Annotated in this window: 23 protein-coding genes and 1 pseudogene; 12 read left to right on the forward strand and 12 right to left on the reverse strand. The window is 72.6% G+C overall.

Annotated features, from left to right (window positions below):
* Window positions 1-29 precede the first annotated feature (29 nt).
* Window positions 30-785: a glucose 1-dehydrogenase gene (locus ACFYXS_RS20960; protein WP_389250243.1), complete on the forward strand. Its 756-nt coding sequence runs from the start codon at window positions 30-32 to the stop codon at window positions 783-785.
* 22 nt (window positions 786-807) lie between these two features.
* Here ACFYXS_RS20960 and ACFYXS_RS20965 read toward each other — a convergent pair whose 3' ends face one another.
* On the reverse strand, window positions 808-1,101 hold the full coding sequence (locus ACFYXS_RS20965; protein ID WP_389250245.1) for a putative quinol monooxygenase: 294 nt from the start codon (window positions 1,099-1,101) through the stop codon (window positions 808-810).
* Window positions 1,102-1,264: 163 nt separating this feature from the next.
* Between ACFYXS_RS20965 and ACFYXS_RS20970 the strand changes: the two genes are divergently transcribed.
* Entirely contained in the window at window positions 1,265-2,599 is a 1,335-nt protein-coding gene (locus tag ACFYXS_RS20970) for an MFS transporter (RefSeq protein ID WP_389250247.1), read from the forward strand.
* On the opposite strand, the gene ACFYXS_RS20975 is transcribed toward ACFYXS_RS20970, so the two are convergent.
* Both ACFYXS_RS20975 and ACFYXS_RS20980 read right to left on the reverse strand, forming a co-directional pair.
* Complete coding sequence (locus ACFYXS_RS20975; protein WP_389250249.1) at window positions 2,559-3,020, reverse strand: MaoC/PaaZ C-terminal domain-containing protein; 462 nt, start codon at window positions 3,018-3,020, stop codon at window positions 2,559-2,561. The genes ACFYXS_RS20970 and ACFYXS_RS20975 overlap by 41 nt on opposite strands.
* 74 nt (window positions 3,021-3,094) lie before the next feature.
* Window positions 3,095-3,709: a TetR/AcrR family transcriptional regulator C-terminal ligand-binding domain-containing protein gene (locus ACFYXS_RS20980; RefSeq protein WP_389250251.1), complete on the reverse strand. Its 615-nt coding sequence runs from the start codon at window positions 3,707-3,709 to the stop codon at window positions 3,095-3,097.
* A gap of 145 nt (window positions 3,710-3,854) precedes the next feature.
* On the opposite strand from ACFYXS_RS20980, the gene ACFYXS_RS20985 reads away from it, so the two are divergent.
* The 4 genes from ACFYXS_RS20985 (at window position 3,855) to ACFYXS_RS21000 (ending at window position 8,348) form a co-directional block, all read left to right on the forward strand.
* On the forward strand, window positions 3,855-4,619 hold the full coding sequence (locus ACFYXS_RS20985; RefSeq protein WP_389250253.1) for an SDR family oxidoreductase: 765 nt from the start codon (window positions 3,855-3,857) through the stop codon (window positions 4,617-4,619).
* 110 nt (window positions 4,620-4,729) lie between these two features.
* Window positions 4,730-5,656, forward strand: coding sequence for an SDR family NAD(P)-dependent oxidoreductase (locus tag ACFYXS_RS20990; protein ID WP_389250255.1), 927 nt, complete (start codon window positions 4,730-4,732; stop codon window positions 5,654-5,656).
* Between the two features lie 202 nt (window positions 5,657-5,858).
* Window positions 5,859-7,439, forward strand: a complete 1,581-nt coding sequence (locus ACFYXS_RS20995) for a multicopper oxidase family protein (protein WP_389250257.1) — start codon at window positions 5,859-5,861, stop codon at window positions 7,437-7,439.
* Window positions 7,440-7,505: 66 nt separating this feature from the next.
* Entirely contained in the window at window positions 7,506-8,348 is an 843-nt protein-coding gene (locus ACFYXS_RS21000) for an MBL fold metallo-hydrolase (protein ID WP_389250259.1), read from the forward strand.
* A 575-nt stretch (window positions 8,349-8,923) separates the two neighbouring features.
* Here ACFYXS_RS21000 and ACFYXS_RS21005 read toward each other — a convergent pair.
* Window positions 8,924-9,208, reverse strand: a pseudogene (locus ACFYXS_RS21005) (AraC family transcriptional regulator); the annotation flags it as partial.
* Window positions 9,208-9,363, reverse strand: coding sequence for a hypothetical protein (locus ACFYXS_RS21010; RefSeq protein ID WP_389250261.1), 156 nt, complete (start codon window positions 9,361-9,363; stop codon window positions 9,208-9,210). The pseudogene ACFYXS_RS21005 and the gene ACFYXS_RS21010, both read right to left, overlap by 1 nt.
* A gap of 309 nt (window positions 9,364-9,672) precedes the next feature.
* Here ACFYXS_RS21010 and ACFYXS_RS21015 point away from each other — a divergent pair, with 309 nt between their 5' ends.
* Complete coding sequence (locus ACFYXS_RS21015) at window positions 9,673-11,055, forward strand: dihydrolipoyl dehydrogenase family protein (RefSeq protein WP_389250263.1); 1,383 nt, start codon at window positions 9,673-9,675, stop codon at window positions 11,053-11,055.
* Between the two features lie 41 nt (window positions 11,056-11,096).
* On the opposite strand, the gene ACFYXS_RS21020 is transcribed toward ACFYXS_RS21015, so the two are convergent.
* Window positions 11,097-11,588, reverse strand: a complete 492-nt coding sequence (locus ACFYXS_RS21020) for a winged helix-turn-helix transcriptional regulator (RefSeq protein ID WP_389250265.1) — start codon at window positions 11,586-11,588, stop codon at window positions 11,097-11,099.
* Between the two features lie 88 nt (window positions 11,589-11,676).
* On the opposite strand from ACFYXS_RS21020, the gene ACFYXS_RS21025 reads away from it, so the two are divergent.
* Together ACFYXS_RS21025 and ACFYXS_RS21030 are read left to right on the forward strand one after the other, a co-directional pair.
* Window positions 11,677-12,390, forward strand: a complete 714-nt coding sequence (locus ACFYXS_RS21025; RefSeq protein WP_389250267.1) for an SDR family oxidoreductase — start codon at window positions 11,677-11,679, stop codon at window positions 12,388-12,390.
* 218 nt (window positions 12,391-12,608) lie between these two features.
* Window positions 12,609-12,941: a tetratricopeptide repeat protein gene (locus ACFYXS_RS21030; RefSeq protein ID WP_389250269.1), complete on the forward strand. Its 333-nt coding sequence runs from the start codon at window positions 12,609-12,611 to the stop codon at window positions 12,939-12,941.
* Between the two features lie 67 nt (window positions 12,942-13,008).
* On the opposite strand, the gene ACFYXS_RS21035 is transcribed toward ACFYXS_RS21030, so the two are convergent.
* Window positions 13,009-13,224 carry a hypothetical protein gene (locus tag ACFYXS_RS21035; RefSeq protein ID WP_319659542.1) on the reverse strand — a complete coding sequence of 72 codons (216 nt, stop codon included), beginning with the start codon at window positions 13,222-13,224 and terminating at the stop codon, window positions 13,009-13,011.
* Window positions 13,225-13,289: 65 nt separating this feature from the next.
* On the reverse strand, window positions 13,290-14,357 hold the full coding sequence (locus ACFYXS_RS21040) for a protein kinase family protein (protein ID WP_389250834.1): 1,068 nt from the start codon (window positions 14,355-14,357) through the stop codon (window positions 13,290-13,292).
* Between the two features lie 199 nt (window positions 14,358-14,556).
* Here ACFYXS_RS21040 and ACFYXS_RS21045 point away from each other — a divergent pair, with 199 nt between their 5' ends.
* Together ACFYXS_RS21045 and ACFYXS_RS21050 are read left to right on the forward strand one after the other, a co-directional pair.
* On the forward strand, window positions 14,557-15,204 hold the full coding sequence (locus ACFYXS_RS21045) for a LysE family translocator (RefSeq protein WP_389250272.1): 648 nt from the start codon (window positions 14,557-14,559) through the stop codon (window positions 15,202-15,204).
* Window positions 15,205-15,263: 59 nt separating this feature from the next.
* Window positions 15,264-15,638 (forward strand): VOC family protein, encoded by a 375-nt coding sequence (locus ACFYXS_RS21050; RefSeq protein ID WP_389250274.1) that lies wholly within the window; start codon window positions 15,264-15,266, stop codon window positions 15,636-15,638.
* 19 nt (window positions 15,639-15,657) lie between these two features.
* Here ACFYXS_RS21050 and ACFYXS_RS21055 read toward each other — a convergent pair whose 3' ends face one another.
* Window positions 15,658-16,740, reverse strand: coding sequence for an aldo/keto reductase (locus tag ACFYXS_RS21055; protein ID WP_389250277.1), 1,083 nt, complete (start codon window positions 16,738-16,740; stop codon window positions 15,658-15,660).
* A 312-nt stretch (window positions 16,741-17,052) separates the two neighbouring features.
* Here ACFYXS_RS21055 and ACFYXS_RS21060 point away from each other — a divergent pair, with 312 nt between their 5' ends.
* A complete protein-coding gene (locus ACFYXS_RS21060) occupies window positions 17,053-17,550 on the forward strand; it encodes a DUF2975 domain-containing protein (RefSeq protein ID WP_389250279.1) in 498 nt (165 codons plus the stop codon).
* A gap of 51 nt (window positions 17,551-17,601) precedes the next feature.
* Here the strand turns inward: ACFYXS_RS21060 and ACFYXS_RS21065 are convergent, their stop codons facing one another.
* The 3 genes from ACFYXS_RS21065 to ACFYXS_RS21075 form a co-directional block, all read right to left on the reverse strand.
* Window positions 17,602-18,063 carry a hypothetical protein gene (locus ACFYXS_RS21065; protein WP_389250281.1) on the reverse strand — a complete coding sequence of 154 codons (462 nt, stop codon included), beginning with the start codon at window positions 18,061-18,063 and terminating at the stop codon, window positions 17,602-17,604.
* 24 nt (window positions 18,064-18,087) lie between these two features.
* Window positions 18,088-18,999, reverse strand: a complete 912-nt coding sequence (locus ACFYXS_RS21070; protein ID WP_389250283.1) for an aminoglycoside phosphotransferase family protein — start codon at window positions 18,997-18,999, stop codon at window positions 18,088-18,090.
* 163 nt (window positions 19,000-19,162) lie between these two features.
* A complete protein-coding gene (locus ACFYXS_RS21075) occupies window positions 19,163-20,962 on the reverse strand; it encodes an FAD-binding dehydrogenase (RefSeq protein ID WP_389250285.1) in 1,800 nt (599 codons plus the stop codon).
* Window positions 20,963-21,039 lie beyond the last annotated feature (77 nt).

A 21,039-nucleotide genomic window follows, 5' to 3' on the forward strand; every position in this document is an offset into this window, starting at 1 on the left:
CGGACACCCGGAGCGGACGGGAGCGAGCCATGGGAGAACTCACCGGCAGGACGGCGATCGTCACCGGCGGCACGACGGGCATCGGCCTGGCGACGGCGCGGCGGTTCGCGGAGGAGGGCGCCCTCGTCTTCGTCACCGGCCGGCGCCAGGAGTCCGTCGACGCCGCCGTCGCCGCGATCGGCGGCGACACCGTGGGCCTGCGGGGCGATGTCTCCGACCTCGCCGACCTCGACCGGCTCTACGCCACCGTGGCCGAGCGCGGCCGGCAGGTGGACGTCGTCTTCGCCAACGCGGGCGCCGGGCGAAGGCTCCTGATCGAGGACGTCACCGAGGAGTACTTCGACGCGACCTTCGCCGCCAACGTCAAGGGCGTGTTCTTCACCGTCCAGAAGGCGCTGCCCCTCCTCGCCGACGGGGCGTCGATCGTCATCAACGCCTCCACCGAGCACACCGCGGCCAAGGAGGGCCTGAGCGTCTACTCCGCCACCAAGGGCGCGCTGCGCACCCTCACCCGCTCCCTGGCCAACGAACTGCGCCACCGCGGCGTCCGGGTCAACGCCGTCAGCCCCGGCCCGGTCGACACCCCCGGCATCGAGGGCCTGGCCCCCGACCCGGCGGCGAAGGACGCCTTCAAGTCCGCCCTGGCCTCGGGTATCCCCCTCGGCCGGCTCGGACGGCCGGAGGAGGTGGCGGAGGCGGTGCTCTTCCTCGCGTCCGACCGCAGCTCCTTCACCACCGGAGGCGAGATCTACGTGGACGGCGGGGTCAACCAGTTCCAGACGTGACGGAGCGGCCGGTGGGCCGGGGTCATTCGCCGGCCTCGTAGGTCGTGACCACACGGTTGTCCAGCAGCGGGGCGATCCGCCTGAGGACCAGCTCCTTGAAGTGCAGCGACTCCCGGTGGACCGCGAAGGCCCGCGGGGAGGCGTAGCGCTCCAGCAGGACGACGTCCCGCGCGTCGCCGAGCGCGTGGAAGACCTCGTAGGAGATGTTGCCAGGTTCGGCGCGGCTCGCCTCGGCCAACCGTGTGAGCAGGACGAACACCTCCTCCTCGTTGCCCTCGGAGACGGTGTAGCGGGCGATCACCTGCAACTCGGGCATCGAAGCGCCTTCCTGGGCGGGCGGGGGCGCGGGGCCGCGCCCGGGGTGACGGGGAAACCGGGGCACCCGCCCTCCCATCATCACCGGGGACGGGTGACGGGGCAGTTCCGAGGGAATGTGGTTGTTACACCTATTGTCCGACGTCCTCACCGCCCAGGTACCGATGCCCCTCACCGACCGATCCGACCCGCCCGACCCGCCCGACCCGTCCGGACATTCCGGCTGGTCCCGGTGGTCCAGCCGGTCCGGCCCGCGCGATCGGGCCACCGCCGCGGCGGGCCAGGGCCCGTCGGGCCGGCTCGTCCTCCTCCTGGCGATCGCCTGCGGGCTGACGGTCGCCAACCTCTACTACGCCCAGCCGCTGCTGGCCGTCCTGCGGGGGTCCCTCGGCATCAGCGCGCTGACCGCCGGGACGCTGATCACCGTGGGCCAGGCCGGCTACGCGGCCGGAATGATCTTCCTGGTCCCGCTCGGCGACCGCGTCGAGAACCGGCGGCTGACCACGATCCTGCTGGCCGTCGCCACCCTGGCGTGCGTCGCCGCAGGCACGGCGCCCGGCTTCGGGGTACTGGCGGCGGCGCTCCTGGTCGCCGGCGCCGTGTCCGTCGTCGCCCAGATCCTGGTGCCCTTCGCCGCCGGGCTCGCCCCGGACCGTCTGCGCGGGCGCGTCGTGGGCCGGGTGATGAGCGGGCTGCTGACCGGCATCCTGCTCTCCCGGACCCTGAGCAGCCTGATCACCGAGGCCGCCGGATGGCGTGTGGTGTACCTGGTCTCGGCCGGGCTGATGGCCGTACTCGCGGTGGCACTGCGCTGGACCCTCCCGGACCGCGCCCCGCCGGCCGCCCTGCCGTACGGGCGGCTGCTGCGCTCGACCGCGGGGCTGCTGCGCCGGCACGGGGTCCTGCGGCGCCGGGCGGCGTACCAGTCACTGATGTTCGGCGGGTTCAGCGCCTTCTGGACGACGGTCTCCTACGTGCTCACCGGACCGCCCTTCCACTACTCGCAGATCGGTGTGGCCGTGTTCGCGCTGGCCGGGGCGGGGGGCGCGGCGGTGGCCCCGCTGGCCGGGCACTGGGCGGACCGCGGTCTGACCCGGCCGATGACGGCCGCCGCCTTCGGCACCGGGGCGCTCGCGTTCGTCCTGGCCGGTCTCGGACGGCACCAGATCCTGCTGCTCGCGCTCGCCGCCGTGCTGATCGACATGGCCGTCCAGACCTCGCTCGTGCTCGGGCAGCACACGGTGTACCAACTCGCCCCCACCGCCCGCGCGCGTCTGAACAGCGCGTACATCGCGGTCTTCTTCGTGGGTGGCGCGCTGGGGTCCCAGCTCGGCTCCGTCGCGTACCACCTGGGCGGCTGGGTCGCGCTGAGCGGCTTCGGTGCCGGGTTGCTCGCCTTCGGGCTGCTGATGCAGGTGCCGGGGCTGCTGCCGCGCCGCAAGGACGCCGAGGCGGGCGTCAGGCCGGCCCGTCACCGGAGGGACGCGGAGCGACCATGAGGTCGATGTTCCCCTCCTGCGCGATCTCGTCGCGCTGGTTGAGCAGTTCGAACCTGCGGACCAGGATGCCCGCGTCACCGCGGCCGGTCAGGCGGGTGGAGAGGATCACGACCCGGCAGCGCACGGTGTCGCCGACCAGCAGCGGCCGGCGGAAGCGCCAGTCGTCGATGCCGAGCAGCGCGACGGAACTGCCCTCGAAGACACCGAGCCGCGAGGCCAGCCCCATGGCCACGGAGACCCCGAGCAGTCCGTGGGCGATGCGCTCGCCGAAGCGCGTCTCCGCAGCGAACCGCGCGTCGGTGTGGACGGGGTTGGTGTCCCAGCTCCACGCGGCGAAGGACGCCACGTCGGACTCGGTGAGCGTGCGGCCCTGGGTCGTGAACTCCTGGCCCGCGTGGAAGTCCTCGAAGTACAGCGGCATGTCGGCTCCCGGTGCTGTCAGCGGTCCAGTCCAGTGGCGGTGCGGGATTCAGCGTAGGGGCGCGGACGGGGCCGTCACGCGCCGCGGCCGGCGGTTCCGATCCCGGCCATCACATTGGCCACCAGGGCGGCCGCGAACTCCTCGGTGAGGGGCTCGTCGGGGATCAGCAGGCGGTGGTAGCAGGCTCCCCACAGCTGGTCGACGAGCACTTGGGCGTCGACCTCGGGGCGGATCTGGCCGCGCTGCTGGGCTCGGCCGATCACCTCGACGGCGAAGGCGCGCCGGGGGCCGGAGTAGTGCTCCCGGAAGGCCGCGGACAGGTCCGGGTCGGTCTGCGCCTGCCCGACCAGTTCCACGACGATCCGCCCGGCGCGGGTGCGGGTCATCAGGCGTACGAAGGCGCGCAGTTGGGCAGTGAGGTCCGCGGTGATGTCGCCGGTGTCGGGGAAGGCGAGGGTGTCGCGGACCGCGGTGAAGTATCCGTCGAGGGCCAGCGCGCCCTTGGAGGGCCACCACTTGTAGATGGTCATCTTGCTGGCGCCCGCCGCGTTGGCCACCCGCTCGATGGTGAACGCGGCCATGCCGTCGGCGAGCAGCAACGCGCCCGCGGCCTTGAGGATGTCGCCGCGCACCTCGTCGGCCGGCCTGCGGCCCCGGCCGCGGCGGACGGGTTCCGATGCTGATGTCATGTCGGTCCTCTTCCCTGGTCCGGAGGTCTCGGCAACATTTTATATGGACGCGGCGTCTACATCCATGCTTATATGGACTCCGCGTCCATTAAATGCCCCGCGGCCGACCGGCCACGGGAGTCCGAGACCGGAAGGACCCCCTGCCATGACCACCCCCGAGACCTCCGCGGCCGCCACCTCCTCCACCGACCGGGTCGCCATCGTCACCGGCGGCTCCGGCGGCATCGGCCGTGCCGCCGCCGAGCGCCTGGCCGCCGACGGCATGAAGGTCGTCATCGGTTACGCGGGCAACCCCGGACGCGCCAAGGAGGCCGTCGAGGCCGTCGTCGCCGCCGGCGGCACCGCCATGTCCGTCCGGGCCGACGTGGCCGACCAGGGCGAGGTCGCCGCCCTCTTCGACCAGGCCGAGCAGGCCTACGGCGGCGTCGACGTGGTGGTGAACACCGCGGGGATCATGCTGGTGAGCCCGCTGATGGAGCTGGACTTCGAGGACTTCGACCGGATGCACCGCACCAATGTGCGCGGCACCTTCGTCATGAGCCAGCAGGCCGCCCGCCGGGTGCGCGCCGGCGGCGCCATCATCAACCTCTCGACCAGCGTGACCAAGCTGGCCCTGCCGGCCTACACCGCCTACGCGGCCACCAAGGGCGCGGTGGACGCCATGACGCTGATCCTCGCCCGCGAGCTGCGCGGCCGCGACATCACCGTCAACGCCGTCGCCCCCGGCCCGACCGCCACCCCGCTGTTCCTGCAGGGCAAGGACCAGGCCACCATCGACCGCCTCTCCTCGGTCACCCCGTTCGGGCGCCTGGGGAACCCCGAGGACGCCGCCGAGGTGATCTCGTTCCTCGCCGGCCCCGCCCGCTGGGTCAACGGCCAGGTCGTCTACGCCAACGGCGGGGCCATCTGACGGCTCCCGCGCCGCCGCACCCGCACCCGCCCGATCCGCACCCGCACCCACCGGCCCCGGCGCAGCGCCGCCGGGGCCGGGCCCCACCCGCTCCGAGGAGACGTTCCACCATGCCCTCCACCGTCCTCATCACCGGCGCCGGTTCCGGATTCGGCGCCCTGACCGCCCACGCCCTGGCCGCCGCCGGCCACACCGTCTACGCGAGCATGCGCCACGTCGAGGGGCGCAACGCCGCCCGAGCGGCCGAGGTCCGCGACCGCGCCGCGCGCGAGGGCATCGACCTGCGCGTGGTCGAACTCGACGTGCTCGACCAGGACAGCGCCGACCGCGCCGTGGCCCGCGTCGTGGCGGAGACCGGCCGGCTCGACGTGCTGGTCCACAACGCCGGCCACATGGTGCTCGGCCCCGCCGAGGCCTTCACCCCGGAGCAGTTGGCCGCCGTCTACGACACCAATGTGCTCGGCACCCAGCGCGTCAATCGCGCCGCCCTGCCCCAACTGCGCGAGCAGGGCCACGGACTGCTGCTGTGGGTCGGCTCCTCCAGCACCCGCGGCGGCACCCCGCCCTACCTCGCCCCGTACTTCGCGGCGAAGGCCGCCATGGACGCGCTCGCCGTGAGCTACGCCGCCGAACTCGCCCGTTTCGGCATCGAGTCGACGATCGTCGTCCCCGGCGCCTTCACCAGCGGCACCGACCACTTCGCCAACGCGGGGCACGCCGCCGACCGCGCCGTCACGGAGGCGTACGAGGCGCGGTACGCGGGCATGACCGACCAGGTCGGCAGGGCGCTGGCGGCCATGACGCCCGAGGGCGCCGATGTCGCCGACGTGGCCCGGGAGATCGTCCGCGTGGTCGGGCTGCCCGCGGGCAACCGCCCCTTCCGCACCCACATCGACCCCGTCGACGACGGGTCGGAGGTCGTGTCGGTCGTCGCCGACCACGTCCGTGAGCGCTTCTACCACCGCCTGGGGCTGCCGGACCTGCTGGGCCCGGCCGTCGCCCCGGCCGGCGGGGCGGTCCGCGTGCCCTCGGTGTGAGCCACCGCGGGGCCGACGCCCCTGGTCCGGGTTCCCCCGCGAGCGGAGCCCGAACCAGGGGCTTTCAGTGCGTTCATATGTCTATTTGCCGGGCCCCATGGGTGTCGTCCCGGCACGCGTGTCCCACCCTTTCGTGTGCACAGTGCAGCCCTATGCTGACGAAAGCCGTAAAACGATCAAATCGGCGTGGATGGGAGCCAACGTGATCCGAGGTATCGACCGGCGCCGCTTTCTCGCCACGGGTGCGGCAGCGGTCATCGGGGCGGGGGTGGCAGCACGCGCCACGGCCCTGTCCCCCGCCGACGTGCCGCCAGGCGGCGTCATGCAGAGCAAGGCCCCGCTTCCCCGCCCCTACCAGGTGCCCCTGCCGATCCCCCCGGTGCCGAGCCCGCTCGGGTCCGCCGGTGGCACCGACACCTTCCAGATCGTGCAGCGCGAGGCGAAGCTCGAGATCCTGCCGGGTCTGCGCACCAGCTGCTGGACGTACAACGGCACCTTCCCCGGGCCCACGATCATCTCCCGCTCCGGGCGGCGGACCATCGTGCGGCACCGCAACGAACTGCAGCAGCCGACCGTCGTCCATCTGCACGGCGGCCACACCCCGTCGGAGAGCGACGGGTACCCGATCGACCTGACGATGCCCGTCAACAGCAGCCTGTCCGTCGAGGACGCGATGGCGGGCATGGACGACATGGGCGAGACGCACGGCAACATCGCCTACGGCGAGCGCTCGTACACCTATCCCATGCAGCAGCGCGCGTCCACCATGTGGTATCACGACCACCGCATGGGCTACACCGGCACGGCGGTCTGGCACGGCATGGCGGGCTTCCACCTGGTCACCGACGACGAGGAGGACGCCCTCGCGCTGCCCCGCGGCGACCGTGACATCCCCATCATGATCGCCGACCGGGCCTTCGAGGCGGACGGTTCACTGATGTACCCCGGCGACCCGGGCATGCACTCCCCCGGCGTCCCGCGCAACCACACCGCCGGCGTCCAGGGCGACGTCATCCTGGTCAACGGTGCCCCGTGGCCCGTGCACCGGGTCCAACGGGGGCGCTACCGGCTCCGGTTGCTCAACGGCTCCAACGTCCGCTACTACAAGCTCGCCCTCGACCCGCCGCCCCCCGGCGGCAAGGGCCTGGTGCAGATCGGCAGCGACGGCGGCCTGATGGAACGCCCCCTGCCCCACGACAGCCTGCGGCTGGCACCCGGTGAACGCTTCGACATCGTCGTGGACTTCTCCCGCTACCGGCCCGGCACCAAGGTCCGCGTGGTGAACCTCTTCGGCAGCCGGACCACCGCGGAGGTCATGCGCTTCGACGTCTCGCCGTCCACGCGGGCCGTCCACGACGACGCCCGCCTCCCGGACCGGCTGGCGCTGCGTGCCGAGAGCGTCCTCGACCCCGCGAAGGCGGTCGCCACCCGCTCCTTCGAGTTCCGGCACTCGGGCCGCAACGGCTGGACGATCAACGGCCGGCCGTACCTGCCGGGGCGCTCACTGACCCGCGCGAAGCTGGGCACCACCGAGATCTGGCGCTTCAGGTCGGTGTTCTTCCACTCGATCCACGTGCATCTGGACCCCTTCCGCGTGGTGTCCCGCAACGGCAAGGCACCGGGGCCGTTCGACCACGGCTGGAAGGACACGATCGCCATGGGTCCCGGCGAGACCGTCGACGTGGCCGTCCACTTCACCGACTACACGGGCCACTTCATGCTCCACTGCCACAACCTGGAGCACGAGGACATGGCGATGATGGCCGACTTCTCCACGTACTGAGTGCACCGATCACCGGTCGGCACATCCGGTCGACCGCGACCACCCGAACGAGAGGCAGGTGCCGCCGTGGCCCCTCGCATCAGTCCCGAACGCCGGGAGTGCGCGGTCTGCGTCATCGGCGGCCCCACCGCCGTCCTCGACATCGGGGGGCTGCGTCTGGTGACCGACCCCACCTTCGACGAGGCCGGGGATCACGGGTACCTCACCAAGACCGCCTCCCCGGCCGCCCACGAGGACGAACTCGGCCCCGTGGACGCCGTCCTGGTCAGCCACGACCTCCACCCCGACAACCTCGACGTGCGCGGACGGGCCTTCGCCCTGGCGTCCTCGCTGGTGCTCACCGGGCCCGCGTCCGCGCGCCGGCTCGGGCTGCCCGCCCGCGGGCTCGCGGCGTGGGAGAGCGTCGAGTTGCCGCGGCCCGGCGGGGACACCGTCACCGTCCACGCCGTACCCGCGCAGCACGGCCCCGACGACGGCGACCGGGACGAGCAGGGCCATGTGAACTGCGAGGTCACCGGCTTCGTCCTGACCGGCACGGGGCTGCCCACCGTGTACGTCAGCGGCGACAACGCCTCCGTCGGCGTCGTCGCCGAGATCGCCCGCCGCCTGCCGCCCGTCGACATCGCCGTGCTGTTCATGGGCGGCGCGCGGGTACCCGTACGCAGCCGCAACCGCCCGCTGACGCTGACCGCCGAGCGGGCGAGCGCGGCCGCCTCGGTGCTGGGCTCGCCGCTCGTGGTCCCCGCGCACTGCGACAGCTGGGCCCACTTCACCGAGGACCGCTCCGACATCGACCGGGCCTTCGACGACGCGGGGCTGACGGCGCGGCTGCGCACCGCGGAGAACGGGCAGTGGATCGACCTGGACATGCCGGGGTCCTCCGGGGCGGATCGGTCCGCCACGCGGTAGCGACAGGCTGCCACTTCGCCGAAACCGGCCCTCCCGTACCCCGGCCCGGCCCGTGTCGGCGACCGCACGGCCGCCGGCGACGACCTCGTTCCCGATCAGCGCGCGAGCCTGGGCCGACGGCCCGTCGACCCGGCCGATCGGGGTCCTACTCGCCGCGCGGATCGGCGTCGTGTCCCTCCACCGTGAGCCACTCCGGCGCGGGGTGCTCCGCCACCTCCACCCGGACGGCACCGGCGGACGACCTTCCCACGACGCGCGCGGTCACCGCGGTCCGCAACGACACGGGGCCGTCTCACCGGTAACCCGGCCCACGAGCGGGGAGACGAGCCCCTCCGGGCACGCACCTCGCGGGCGCACCGTGGGCCTCCGCCCCGACAACCCTGCCGGGCAACTCCCCCGGCGCCACCGTGCCGTGGGGCAGCGCGGCGCCCACCCACCAGGAGCAGCCCGGCGTCTGGCGAAGCCACCACCCGTCGGCGTCCTGACGGTGCCCGGCCGGCCGGGCGCGGGCCGTCCGTTCCCTGGAGCGCCCTGATCGTCTCCGTTCCAGGGGTCCGCCCGGCGTCACGCGGCGTCATCCCGTAGGCGGCGTGGAAACGGCGGGCGAAATGGCGCGCGTTGCCGAATCCGCAGCGTGTCGCGACCGCCGCGATCGTCAGGTGGTGGTCGTGCCGCACGGAGGCCGGCAACCGCCGTGCCGCTTCGAGGCGTTCGAGGCTGATGCCGGAGCAGCGGAGCAGCGCGTAGAGGTGGCGCTCAAAGACCGCGTGGCCGGCGGCGATCCGCTCGGGCGTCAGGTCGGCCTCGGTCAGGTGGCGGCGCACATAGGCCATGACGCGGGCGGGCAGGGAGTCGTCCATCACCGACCCGGTCGGACCAGGGCCTCGCGCAGCGCCTCCAGCATCCGGTAGGACGGCCCGCGCCCCTGGTGGGCGGTGTCCACCGTGATCCCCAGCGCGCTGAGCGCCGTCCGGCGCCACCCCCGGCGCCGGTCCTCGTACGCCCACCCCAGCACCCGGTCCCACCGCCTGCCCGGGCGTCCCCTCGCGCCCTTCGCCCGCCCCCTCGAACCGCACGGCGAGCCCTCGCGCGACCACGCGGTCCATGTCGGTCAGGCGGTCGGCGAGCGGGGTGCCGGCCCCGGCACCGTGTCACGGCAGTCGCGCCGCGGACCAGGCGATTTCCGTGTCGTCAGACGGTCGGCCGCGGTCGGTCCACGGCCGACGCGCCGATCCGAGGGGGGCCGCCTACCGTGGGAAGCGGGGAGATCGTCGGCGAGCGCCGCGCGCGCCCGGGCTCCGGGGCGGCAGCAGGAGGCCCCGTGATGGATCGGACACCGGAGGACGTCGACCTGCTGGTGGTGGGCGGTGGCAAGGCCGGCAAGACGCTCGCCATGGACCGGGCGCGTGCCGGGCAGCGGGTCGCGATGGTGGAACGCGGCATGATCGGCGGCACGTGCATCAACGTGGCCTGCATCCCCACCAAGTCCCTGGTGGCCTCCGCACGTGCCCGGCGCGTCGTCACGCGCGCCCGGCAGCTCGGGCTGATCGCGGAGGCGCCCGTCGTGAGCGCGGAGTCGCTGCGCGAGCACAAGAACGGCGTCGTCGACGGCATGGTCTCCCTCAACCACCGGCAGTTCCTGGACTCCGGGATGGACTTCGTGCTCGGCAGGGCCCGCTTCGTCGCCGAGCGCACCGTCGAGGTGGCGCTGAACGACGGCGGCACGCGGGTGCTGCGGGGTGCGGACGCCGTGATCAACACCGGTACCGTGCCGCACGTCCCCGGCATTCCCGGGCTGGCGGAGGCGGGGGCGCTGACGAGCGAGACCCTGCTGCGCCTGGAGCGGCTGCCCGCGCACCTCATCGTGATCGGCGGCGGCACGGTGGGCCTGGAGTTCGCGGACATGTTCGCGACCTTCGGCAGCAGGGTCACGCTCCTGGTCCGGGGCTCGCGCCTGCTGCCCGGGGAGGACGAGGACATCGCGCTGGCGGTGACGGAACTGTTGACCGCGGACGGCGTGGAGATCCTGTTCGGGCGCACCGCCGCCTCGGTCCGCCGCGGCGCCGACGGCCGCGTCACCGTGGGGCTCTCCGACGGCGCCGAGGTCAGCGGCGACGACGTGCTGGTGGCCGTCGGCCGTGACCCGGTCACCTCGGACCTGGCCCTCGACGTGGCGGGAGTACGGACGGACGCGGCGGGCTTCGTCGTCGTCGACGAGCACCTGGCGGCGGACGCGCCGCACACCTGGGCGGCCGGGGACGTCGCCGGGAGCGCGCAGTACACGCACATCTCGCTGGACGACTACCGGATCCTCAAGGCGAACCTCGCGGGCGGTTCCCGGTCGACCCGGGACCGGCTGATTCCGCACACCACCTTCCTCAGCCTCGACTTCGCCCGGATCGGCCTGACCGAGGGCGAGGCACGGGCCGCGGGGCACGACGTGGGCGTCGCCCGGCTGCCGGTCTCGGCGATCCCGCGGGCCCGCACCATGCGCGAGACGGACGGGGTCTGGAAGGCCGTCGTCGACAACGCCACTGAGCGCATCCTGGGCGTTGCCATGCTCTCCCCCGAGGCGGGCGAGACGCTGGCGACCGTGCACACCGCCATGGTCGCGGGCCTGCCGTACACGGCGCTCCGGGACATGATCATCACGCACCCGACGATGACCGAGGGCCTGAACCTGCTGTTCGCCAAGGTCGAGAACTGACCGCACCGCCCGACGCGGTGGCGTCCGCCGTCAGTCCGCCGTCAGTCCTCCGGGACCGGCTGCGGGAGCGGCGCCTCCCGGAACCGCACGTCGTCGGCCGGGACGACGGCGCCGGCGTCGTCGACGAACGCCACGCGCACCACGCGATCCCCGTTCGCGGAGCGCCGCAGGACCGTCGGCCCGACGGAGGGCGGGCGGTTCTCGTCACCCCACTGCTGGAGCGCGGCCAGCACCGGGAGCAGTTGCTTCCCGCCCGGCGTCAGGTGGTAGCTGAAGCGCGTGCGCGCGCCCGGCTCGCGGTAGGGCCGCTTCTCCATGACGCCCTCTTCCACCAGCGTGCCCAGGCGTGCCGCGAGTACGTCGGGGGCGATGCGGAGGCGGTCCCGGAAGTCGGCGAAACGGGTCGCTTCCGCCAGCGCCGCGTCGCGGAGGATCAGCATCGTCCACCGGTCCCCCACCACTTCCAGGGCACGGGCGATCGAGCACGTCTCTTCGGGGTCGCGGTCCCTCCGCGTGGCCTTGGCGGGAGTCATGGCACCAGCATACCCCTGGGTTGCGCATTCATATTCAGACGTCTAAGTTGGAGATACCTACCCAGCTTTCTCCCGAGACGAGTGACCCATGGACATCAAGAACGCAGTGGCTGTCGTGACCGGCGCGAACCGCGGTCTGGGCCGGCACCTGGCCGCCCAGCTGCTGGAGCGCGGTGCCGCGAAGGTCTATGCGGCCGCGCGCAAGCCGTCATCGGTCGACCTGCCCGGGGTCGTGCCGCTCGAAATGGACATCACGGACGTCTTCTCCGTGGAGCGGGCGGCCGAGGCCGCCCCGGACGCGACCCTGCTCATCAACAACGCGGGCATCAGCACGCACGTGGGCCTCGTGGCCGGTGACATCTCCGACATCCGCCTGGAGATGGAGACCCACTTCTTCGGCTCCCTGAACGTGACACGGGCCTTCGCCCCGGTGATCACCGCCAACGGCGGCGGGGCTGTGCTCAACATCCTGTCGGTCCTGAGCTGGGCGCACTTCCCGAACTACGGCGGCTACAGCGCCGCCAAGGCCGCCGAGCTGGCCATGACCAATGTGACGCGACAGGAGCTGGCGCCGTCCGGCATCGACGTGACCGCCCTGCACGTGGGCTACATGGACACCGACATGGCGGACTACGTCCCCGGGTCGGACAAGATCGATCCCGCCCGGGTGGCCGGGCTCGCCCTGGACGGCATCCAGTCCCGCGCCCTGGAAGTGGTGGTCGACGAGAAGAGCCGTGCCGTGCGCGCCGCGCTCTCCGGCGACCTCTCGAACCTCTACCCCGGCCTTCCCGCGGAACGCTGACCGCACGGCCGGCCGGACGCCGGGCCCCGCCGTGGGCCCGGCGCCGGCCGCCCGTATGACACGCGCCACCTCCCCGGGACGCACTTCGCGTCCGAGGACGGAACAAACGGACACTCCGGGCGGTTGGCACCCCTATCGGTCGCGGGACCGATGACCACCCACCAGCCGGAGGGGCGCTGTCACCACAGCGTGGACGAGGACACGGAAAGGTGCCCCGCATGAACAGCTCGACTGCGGAGACGTTCAAACGAGCGACGCTCTACTTCAACGGCCAGCACTACCGGGCGGCCGCGAGGGTCCTGAGCGGCATCGTCGACGTGGCGCCCCGCAACCTGGCGGTTCGCATGCTCCTGGCGCGCTCCTACTACTACTCCGCCCAGTTCACCAAGGCGGAGAAGGAACTCCGGCACATTCTGCGCACCGAGCCGAACGACCCGCACGCGCACCTGCTGCTCGGCCGCTCCCTGGAGCGCCTCGGGCGCACCGCGGAGGCGGGGCCCCACCTGCGGCTGGCGGACGCGATGACGGCCTGGGACCTCATCGTCGTCTGAGCCCCCGACGATCCGGCGGCCGACCGCTCAGGCGATCAGCCCGGCAGCCGATCAGCGGGTCAGCGGGTCACGCGCAGTAGCGGATGAGCCAGTCCGTGTCCGGGTTGCGGCCGAAGCCGGGATCGTGCGGCGCGGCAGCGGGACGGCTCTCGACGGTCTTCTCCAACGGGACGCGCTCGGGCAGCCTGCCGAATCGGGCCACGCGCAGAGCGGCGTCCACGGCGGCCTCGGCGTCGTCGTCACGCGAGGGCCGCGGGACCTGGGAGTGGGCTTCGGCGCTCATCGTTCCCTCCCTGATCACGAAGTCCGGAGCCAGACGCCCCGGGCCCCCAGAGTACTGCGGCGCTCCTACGTGATGCCGCCGATGCGGCGGATCTCCTCCAGCGGGTACGGGGTCTGTGTGCGGCCGCGCAGGAGGCTGCTCTGGAACTCCGACATCACCGCGGCGATCGGCGCGTACCGGGCGAGGATCGCCGCGGCCTCGTCCGGGACTCCTGTGGGGCGCTCGCCCTCCGCGTAGGCACGCACCCGTGCGCGGCGGCCCTCCCGGTCCTCCCTCCGGTATCCGCACAGGGCGGTGACCAGCCAGTTCACCAGGTACATGGCGGTGTAACAGCGGTCGTAGTCCTGATGGCGGTCGAAGAACTCGCCCTCCTCGCGCGACAGCTCGAACCGGGAGGACAGGGCGAGGCCGTAGTCGGCGTAGTAGAGGCGTCGTCCGTCGGTCAGGATGTTCTCGAAGTGCGCGTCGAAGTGCAGGAGTCCGCGGCCCTTCATGAACGCGGTGCCGGCCGCCAGTTCCCTCACCACCATGGCGCAGGCCCTGTTGGCGACGTCGTCCCCTCCTTCGACCTGGGTGCCCAGCCACTGGTGCAGGTTCTGCGGGATGTACTCCAGGAACAGCGCGACGCTCGCCGAGGACCGCTGGAGAGCGCGGATCCGTTCGCGCACCTGCGGTGCACCGCCCCAGAGGGCAACAGCCCGTTCCACATCGGCCAGTTCATCGGGCAGGGGCTGCGTGTCGGGCAGCACGCGCCAGTGGTACATCAGGGGAAAGCCCTCGTAGTCCCCCGCGAGCACCCAGTTCGTCGTCATGGTCTGCACGGCGAGTTCCCTCCACGCCCCGAAGCCCGGACCACCGATGCCGCCCTGGCCGATGCCGTACTGGCAGAAGACGGGCACCTCGAACAGGTTGGCCGTGGACCGGAGATGCTCGGGTCGCCTCTCCAGGTCGGTCAGGGGCACCCGCTTCACGAAGACCGGGGTTCCCTCGACCTCCAGCAGGGCCGACTTCCCGCCGATGCCGGATCCGATCGGCGCGGCCGAGTCCACGAGCTCGTGCAGGGCGCGATCACCGCGCATGGCCAGGGACGCGGAGACGGCGCCATGGGCGGCGAGACGCGCACCGCGCGACATGTCACGGACGTTCACTGCCGCCTCCCCCTGGGCGCCGGCCACCCTCCTTATGGGGCCGGTGCCACAGCATCGCAGGGAACGGCTGTTCCCGGGCGCTTCCACGCCCGCGACCGGCTCCGTACAGGGTGGTGGAGGTGGGGTACGACCGCTGACCTCGCCGGCCCCGAGGCTGCTTCAATGACCCCCGGAGGTGAGGGAATTGGTGTCCACCGACCGGCTGCTCGCATTCGCGGCCATGTCCCTGGTCGTCATCGTGATCCCGGGACCCAGCGTGCTCTTCGTCATCGGCAGGGCGCTCGCGCACGGCCGCCGCACCGCGATGGCCTCGGTCCTGGGGAACTTCCTGGGGTCCTACCTGCTCGTGGTGGCCGTCGCGCTGGGCCTCGGCTCGCTGTTCGAGCGGTCCCTGCCGCTGTTCCTGGCGGTCAAACTGGCGGGCGCCGCCTACCTGGTGCACCTCGGGGTGCGTGCCTTCCGGCACCGCGGGGAGATGACGGTCGGCACAACGGACACCGCGGCCGGGACCCCGGCGCGCGGGGACCTGCGGACGGTGGCCGACGGCTTCACCGTCGGGGTCACCAATCCCAAGGGCATCGTCTTCTTCGCCGCCGTCCTCCCCCAGTTCGTCGACCCCGCGGCCGGCCACCTGCCCGGCCAGATGCTGCTGCTCGGGCTCGTCCCCATCGGCATCGGCCTGATCACCGACACCTGCTGGGGCCTCACCGCCTCCGCCGCCCGCGCCTGGCTCGGGCGGTCCGACCGCCGGCTGTCCCTGCTCGGCGGCGCGGGCGGCCTCGCGATGATCGGCCTCGGCGTCACCGTCGCGGCCACGGGCCGGGCGGACTGACACGGGCCCGGGGTCTCCACCGGTTGCGGCCGCCGGGCATGATCGACAAGACTCGGTCCATGACCTCCGCGATCCGCCATGTGACGATCGACTGCGCCGACGCCCACCGGCTGGCGACCTTCTGGTCCCTGGTCCTGGACCGTCCACTGCACGAGGAGGACGAGCCCGGGGACCCGATGGCGCTGGTCCGGACCGAGGGGCCCGGGCTGCTCTTCATCACCGTGCCGGAGCCGAAGACCGTCAAGAACCGGGTGCACCTGGACGTGCAGCCGCAGGACCGCACCCGGGACGAGGAGGTCGAGCGGCTGCTCGCCCTCGGCGCCGCGCTGGTCGACGACCGCAGGAACCCGGACGGCACGGGCTGGGTGGTCCTCGCCGACCCGGAGGGCAACGAGTTCTGCGTCGAGCGCAGCGCCTCGGAGCGCGAGGACTGACGATGCGTCAGCGACCGCCTCAGTAGCGGACGTCGCTCTGCAACAGCGGCGGGTACACCGCGGACGTCTCGCCGTCCACGGTGGTGCCGCCGAACTGCAGCATCGCCCGCAGCGCGCCGCGCATCGGCGCCGGGTAGTCCAGGACCGGGGCCGACACCTCGTCCAGCCGCCGCAGGTGCCCGGGGGTGAGGGCGGTCTCCAGACCGGCGAGGTTGCCCTCCAGGTGCTCCAGGCGGCGGGCACCGACGATGGGCACGACGGTGCCCTCGCGGGCGCGCAGCCACGCGAGCGAGACGGCCGCGGCGGTGGTCCCGAGGTCGTCGGCGATCTCGGTGACCGCGTCGATGACCACGAAGTCCTCCTCGGTCGGCTCGCCGACGAAGGACGTACGGGCCGAGTCGGCGGTGCGCGTGCCGCGCCGGTACTTGCCCGACAGGAAGCCGTTCTTCAGCGGGCTCCACGGCACCAGCGCCATGCCCTGGTCGAGCGCGAGCGGTCCGATCTCGCCCTCGACGGTGCGGGCCAGCAGCGAGTACTCGACCTGCAGCGCGATCAGCGGGGTCCAGCCCTTGAGCAGCGCGGTCGTCTGGGCCTGGGCGGTGACCCAGGCGGGCGTGTTGGAGAAGCCGATGTAGCGGATCTTGCCGGCCCGGACCAGGTCGTCGAGCGTGCGCATCGTCTCCTCGATCGGCGTGTTCCGGTCCCAATTGTGCAACCAGTACAGGTCGATCCAGTCGGTCCGCAGCCGGCGCAGGGTCTCGTCGAGCTGGGCGATCACCGACCTGCGGCCCGCGCCACCGCCGTTGGGGTCGCCGGGGTGGAGGTTGGTGAAGAACTTCGAGGCCAGCACCACGTGTTCGCGCCGTCCGGGGCGCGCGGCGAAGAAGTCGCCGAGGATGCTCTCGGAATGGCCGTTGGTGTAGAAGTTGGCGGTGTCGATGAAGTTCCCGCCCAGGTCGAGGTAGGTCGCGAGGATCTTCTCGGACTCCTCGACGCTGCACCCGGCGCCGCCGGGATCCTCCCCGAAGGTCATCGCGCCGAGGGCGAACGGGCTGACCCGCAGCCCCGAGCGGCCGAGGGTGACGTAGTGGTCGAGCGGCATGGACGTGCTCCCGTGGGTGTCGAGACGGTCGGTGCGTCGGTCCTGACCATCGAAGCGCGGGGCGGGTCCTGGCCGGTAGGCCGAAAGAGGCGGGCTCTTGCCCGATCCTGCCGACTTCGAGCGGATCGGGCTGCACGGCCGGCGGCGGCGTTCCACCGGCACTTCCGTGACGTCTCCACCATGAGCCCGCCTGTTCGGCTCCCCGCCCGGGCAGGACGCGGCGCGGTGCCCGGCGCCGGCCGTGAGCGCCCACCTTGCCAGACCTATCGTATCTCGATAGCTTTCCATCGTTGCTCGATGGATGGAGGGGTGATGGGAAAGCTGACAGTGATCACATTGCGTGCCGTGCTCGTGGCGCTGCTCGCCGGCACGGTGCTCGTGCAGGCCGTGATGGTGCCGCTGCTGGCCATCGACATGAGGGGTCTCGACGCGGATCTCGTGTACCTGCGCGACCCGTTCCTCGTGATCGTGGTGCTGGGCATCGTGGCGGTCCAGGTCGTCCTGGTCTGCGTGTGGCGCCTGGTGACGATGGTGCGCCGCGGGACCGTGTTCTCCCCCGCCGCCTTCCCCTACGTGCACGTCGTCTTCGGCGCGGTCGTGGCGGCCGCCCTCCTGGTCTTCGCCCTCGCGGTCCTCCTGGCCCCGGGCGAGGCGGTCCCCCCGGGCATGGTCCTCCTGCTCTGCGGGGCCGCCCTGGCGGTCATGGGCGTCGCACACGTCGTACTCGTCCTGCGCACGCTGCTCGCCCAGGCCGTCGAGCGCGTCGTCGAGGCGGAGCGGCTGCGCGGCGAGCTGGCCGGGGTGATCTGACACCGGTCGGTGTCGGCATCGGTGTGATGCGAGTCCTGGCGGTGACGGAACCTACAGGCCCCTGCCGGTGACTAAGGCCGAGAAGGTGGGCGCCACTGCCCGCCGCCGGCACCGGCACCGACGGGGGTCCGTCCAGAAGTCACTGCCGACGGCACGAGGGTCCGAGGGGTCCGTCCGGTAGTCGAGCGCCAGGGCGCCGTCATCACCGGGGTTGCGCGTGATGGCGATGAGTACTGCGTGTTCGACGTCCAGCCACGGCAGATCGAGCGGGACAGTGCCACGGCTTCCGCGTGCCTGGCGAAAGAAGGCGCAATGCGGATCGTCCGCGAACAGGTCCATCGACCGGGACGCCAAGTCCATCTGCTCCGCGTCCGAGACGAAGGCGAGCAGGTCCTCGAACCAGGGGACGACCTCCGCCGACACGGCGTCGCCGGGGTGATGCCACAGATCGCGGTCGATCAGGGCGGCCAGTCGCTCGGGCAGGGCAAGTCCACGGACTGTCGAAGGCGCCATGGCGGGCAGCTTCGCACGCCCCGGCTAGGCGTGGCGCTCGTGGTCGTCCAGGACGTCCTGGATCACGCGCTGTTGGACGGCGGCCCGCGCCGGGTCGTCGTCGATGACGCCGGTGAGGACCAGCAGCGCCTTCCACAGCGCCCAGCCGCGGGCCCGGGCCCAGGTGGCGTCGTCCACGGCGACGGCGCGGCGGAACGCCTTGCGGCCGGCGCCGGAGAAGAAGTTCCAGGTGATGACCAGGTCGCAGGCGGGGTCGCCGACGCCGCAGGTGCCGAAGTCGATGACGGCCGCGAGATCGCCGTCGGCCACGAGGAGGTTCCCCGAGGCGATGTCCCCGTGGAACCAGACGGGTTCGCCCTCCCATCGCGCGGCGAGGGCGGCGTCCCAGACCGCGGTGGCGCGGGCCGTGTCCACACGGCCGCCGAGTACGGCGAGAAAGCGGCGGGTCTCGTCGTCGTAATGGGCGGGCGACGCGCCCCGGTACCAGCTGTGCTCGCCGGCGAGGGGTCCGCCGGAGGCGTCGCAGCGCTGCAGGGCGTGGAGGAACCCGGCCACGGAGACCGCGAACCGGGGCCGGTCGTCGAGGGGTCCGCGGTCGGCGGTCCGCCCGGACAGCCAGCCGCGCACGGACCACGGGTAGGGATAGCCCTCGCCCGGGGCGCCCATCGCCAGGACCGGCGGGACGGGGACGGGCAGGTGGGGGGCGAGCCGGGGCAGCCACTGGTGTTCCTTGGCCACGGCGGGGACGTAGCCGGCGCCGGTCGGCAGCCGGACCGTCATGGCGTCGCCGAGACGGTAGGTGCGGTTGTCCCAGCCGTCCTTCTCGACGGGGGTCACGGGCAGGTCCCGCCACCGCGGGAACTGGACGCTCACCAGCCGCCGTACGAGTGAGGCGTCGATCCCGGCGCGGCCGTCGGGCGGAGAGGTCGTCGGCATCCGGGGATGGTGTCCTCCGGCGGGGGCCCGCCGCAACCGGATTTCGGCGGGGGACGAGCGGACCGTCCGGCGGGCCGGGGCAGGGATGCCCGGCCCGCCGGCGGTCGTTCGGAGGGCGGCCCGTCCGCGCGGGGCGGCCCGGACGGCGGTGCGCCGTGAACGGTCAGGTCGCCGTGGCGGCCGCCGCGGCACGGCCCGCCTGACGGCCCGAGAAGAGGCAGCCACCGAGGAACGTGCCCTCCAGGGAGCGGTAGCCGTGGACTCCCCCGCCGCCGAAACCGGAGACCTCGCCGGCGGCGTACAGACCGGGAACGGGAGTGCCGCCGGCGTCCAGGACCCGGCCGGACAGATCGGTCTGCAGGCCGCCGAGGGTCTTGCGGGTCAGGATGTTGAGGCGCACGGCGATCAGCGGGCCCGCTCCCGGGTCGAGGATCTTGTGGATCTGGGCGGTGCGGCTGAGGAAGTCACCCGTGTAGGAGAGGGCATTGCGGATGCCCATGACCTGGACGTCCTTGCTGTACGGGTTGTCGATCTCGCGGTCCCGGGCGTCGATCTGCCGCTTGAGGTCGGCGAGGTCGATCAGGCCCTCCCCGGTCAGGCGGTTCATGCCCGCCACCAGGTCGGTCAGGTTGGACGCGACGACGAAATCGGCCCCGTTCTTCTTGAACCGCTCGATCGGCTCCGGGGTCTGCCAGAGCCGGGAGAGGGTGAGCGGGATGTCCTTGTTGGTGAGGTCCGGGTTCTGCTCGGAGCCGGAGAGCGCGAACTCCTTGGCGAGGATCTTCTGCGTCGTCACGAACCACGAGTAGTCGTGGCCGCTGCCGGTGATCGCCCCGAGGGTGCTCAAGGTGTCGTAGCCCGGCAGGTCCGGGGCGGAGAAGCGCTTGCCGGTGGCGTCGAACCACAAGGACGAGGGGCCGGGCAGGATGCGGATGCCGTGCTTGGCCCAGATCGGGGCGTAGTTCTGCAGCCCCTCGGTGTAGTGCCACATGCGGTCGGGGTTGACGATGCGTCCGCCCGCCGCCTCGGTGATGGCGAGCATGCGCCCGTCGACGTGCTCCGGGACCCCGGAGATCATGTTCCTGGGCGGGGCCCCCAGGCGGGCCGGCCAGTTCTGCCGGACGAGGTCGTGGTTGGCGCCGATACCGCCGGAGGTGACCACGACCACCGGGGCGCGGAACTCGAAGTCGCCGACGACGGTGCGCGAACTGCGCGTGCCCCGGGGCGCGTTGCTCGGCTCCAGCACCGCACCGCGCACTCCGGTGACGACTCCGCCGGTCCGCACGACCTCGTCCACGCGGTGGCGGAACCGGAACGCGACCTTGCCGCGGGCCACGGCGGCGCGGACCTTCTTCTCGAAGGGCTCGACAACGGCCGGGCCGGTCCCCCACGTGACGTGGAAGCGCGGCACCGAGTTGCCGTGGCCGTCCGCGAGGCCGCCCCCGCGCTCGGCCCAGCCGACGATGGGGAACCACCGCACGCCCAGCCCGTAGAGCCAGGAGCGCTTCTCCCCCGCGGCGAAGTCCACGTACGCCTGGGCCCACTTGTAGGCCCAGTGGTCCTGTCCGGCGGGGTCGCCGACCCCGCGGTCGAAGCCGGCCGCGCCCTGCCAGTCCTGCCACGCCAGGTCGCGGGAGTCCTTGACACCCATCAGGCGCTGCTCGGGGGAGTCGACGAGGAAGAGCCCGCCGAACGACCAGAAGGCCTGTCCGCCGACGTTGGTCTCCGGCTCCTGGTCCAGCAGCAGCACCTTGCGCCCGGCGTCGGCGAGTTCGGCCGTCGCGACCAGACCGGCCAGGCCGTGGCCGATGACGATCACGTCGGCGTCCTGCGCCGGCGTCGCGGCGAAGGCCGTCGCGGCCTGCGAGAAGGCGGCCGCGCCGGCGAGGACTCCGCCGGCCGCCGTCAGCAGGTGGCGGCGGCTGGGCAGGGGGGACCGTGCCGATCTGTCCGTGCTGTCCATGCTGTCCATGCTGTCCATGGAAGATGCCTTCCGGATGCGGTGGGGGGCGGAACGCACGAAGGCTGTTGTCCCGGTGA

The organism is Streptomyces sp. NPDC002574 (assembly GCF_042889545.1).
Taxonomy (GTDB): Bacteria; Actinomycetota; Actinomycetes; order Streptomycetales; family Streptomycetaceae; genus Actinacidiphila.

Excerpts from the sequence above, each read along its gene's own strand:
- ACFYXS_RS21025 (WP_389250267.1), top strand. The coding sequence starts at position 11,677 with ATGGACATCAAGAACGCAGTGGCTGTCGTGACCGGCGCGAACCGCGGT.
- ACFYXS_RS21040 (WP_389250834.1), bottom strand. The coding sequence starts at position 14,357 with ATGTCGCGCGGTGCGCGTCTCGCCGCCCATGGCGCCGTCTCCGCGTCC.
- ACFYXS_RS21070 (WP_389250283.1), bottom strand. The coding sequence starts at position 18,999 with ATGCCGACGACCTCTCCGCCCGACGGCCGCGCCGGGATCGACGCCTCA.
- ACFYXS_RS21075 (WP_389250285.1), bottom strand. The coding sequence starts at position 20,962 with ATGGACAGCACGGACAGATCGGCACGGTCCCCCCTGCCCAGCCGCCGC.
- ACFYXS_RS20965 (WP_389250245.1), bottom strand. The coding sequence starts at position 1,101 with ATGCCCGAGTTGCAGGTGATCGCCCGCTACACCGTCTCCGAGGGCAAC.
- ACFYXS_RS20985 (WP_389250253.1), top strand. The coding sequence starts at position 3,855 with ATGACCACCCCCGAGACCTCCGCGGCCGCCACCTCCTCCACCGACCGG.
- ACFYXS_RS21065 (WP_389250281.1), bottom strand. The coding sequence starts at position 18,063 with ATGGCGCCTTCGACAGTCCGTGGACTTGCCCTGCCCGAGCGACTGGCC.
- ACFYXS_RS21050 (WP_389250274.1), top strand. The coding sequence starts at position 15,264 with ATGACCTCCGCGATCCGCCATGTGACGATCGACTGCGCCGACGCCCAC.
- ACFYXS_RS21035 (WP_319659542.1), bottom strand. The coding sequence starts at position 13,224 with ATGAGCGCCGAAGCCCACTCCCAGGTCCCGCGGCCCTCGCGTGACGAC.
- ACFYXS_RS20980 (WP_389250251.1), bottom strand. The coding sequence starts at position 3,709 with ATGACATCAGCATCGGAACCCGTCCGCCGCGGCCGGGGCCGCAGGCCG.
- ACFYXS_RS20990 (WP_389250255.1), top strand. The coding sequence starts at position 4,730 with ATGCCCTCCACCGTCCTCATCACCGGCGCCGGTTCCGGATTCGGCGCC.
- ACFYXS_RS21055 (WP_389250277.1), bottom strand. The coding sequence starts at position 16,740 with ATGCCGCTCGACCACTACGTCACCCTCGGCCGCTCGGGGCTGCGGGTC.
- ACFYXS_RS20960 (WP_389250243.1), top strand. The coding sequence starts at position 30 with ATGGGAGAACTCACCGGCAGGACGGCGATCGTCACCGGCGGCACGACG.
- ACFYXS_RS21030 (WP_389250269.1), top strand. The coding sequence starts at position 12,609 with ATGAACAGCTCGACTGCGGAGACGTTCAAACGAGCGACGCTCTACTTC.
- ACFYXS_RS21020 (WP_389250265.1), bottom strand. The coding sequence starts at position 11,588 with ATGACTCCCGCCAAGGCCACGCGGAGGGACCGCGACCCCGAAGAGACG.
- ACFYXS_RS20970 (WP_389250247.1), top strand. The coding sequence starts at position 1,265 with ATGCCCCTCACCGACCGATCCGACCCGCCCGACCCGCCCGACCCGTCC.
- ACFYXS_RS20975 (WP_389250249.1), bottom strand. The coding sequence starts at position 3,020 with ATGCCGCTGTACTTCGAGGACTTCCACGCGGGCCAGGAGTTCACGACC.
- ACFYXS_RS21015 (WP_389250263.1), top strand. The coding sequence starts at position 9,673 with ATGGATCGGACACCGGAGGACGTCGACCTGCTGGTGGTGGGCGGTGGC.
- ACFYXS_RS21060 (WP_389250279.1), top strand. The coding sequence starts at position 17,053 with ATGGGAAAGCTGACAGTGATCACATTGCGTGCCGTGCTCGTGGCGCTG.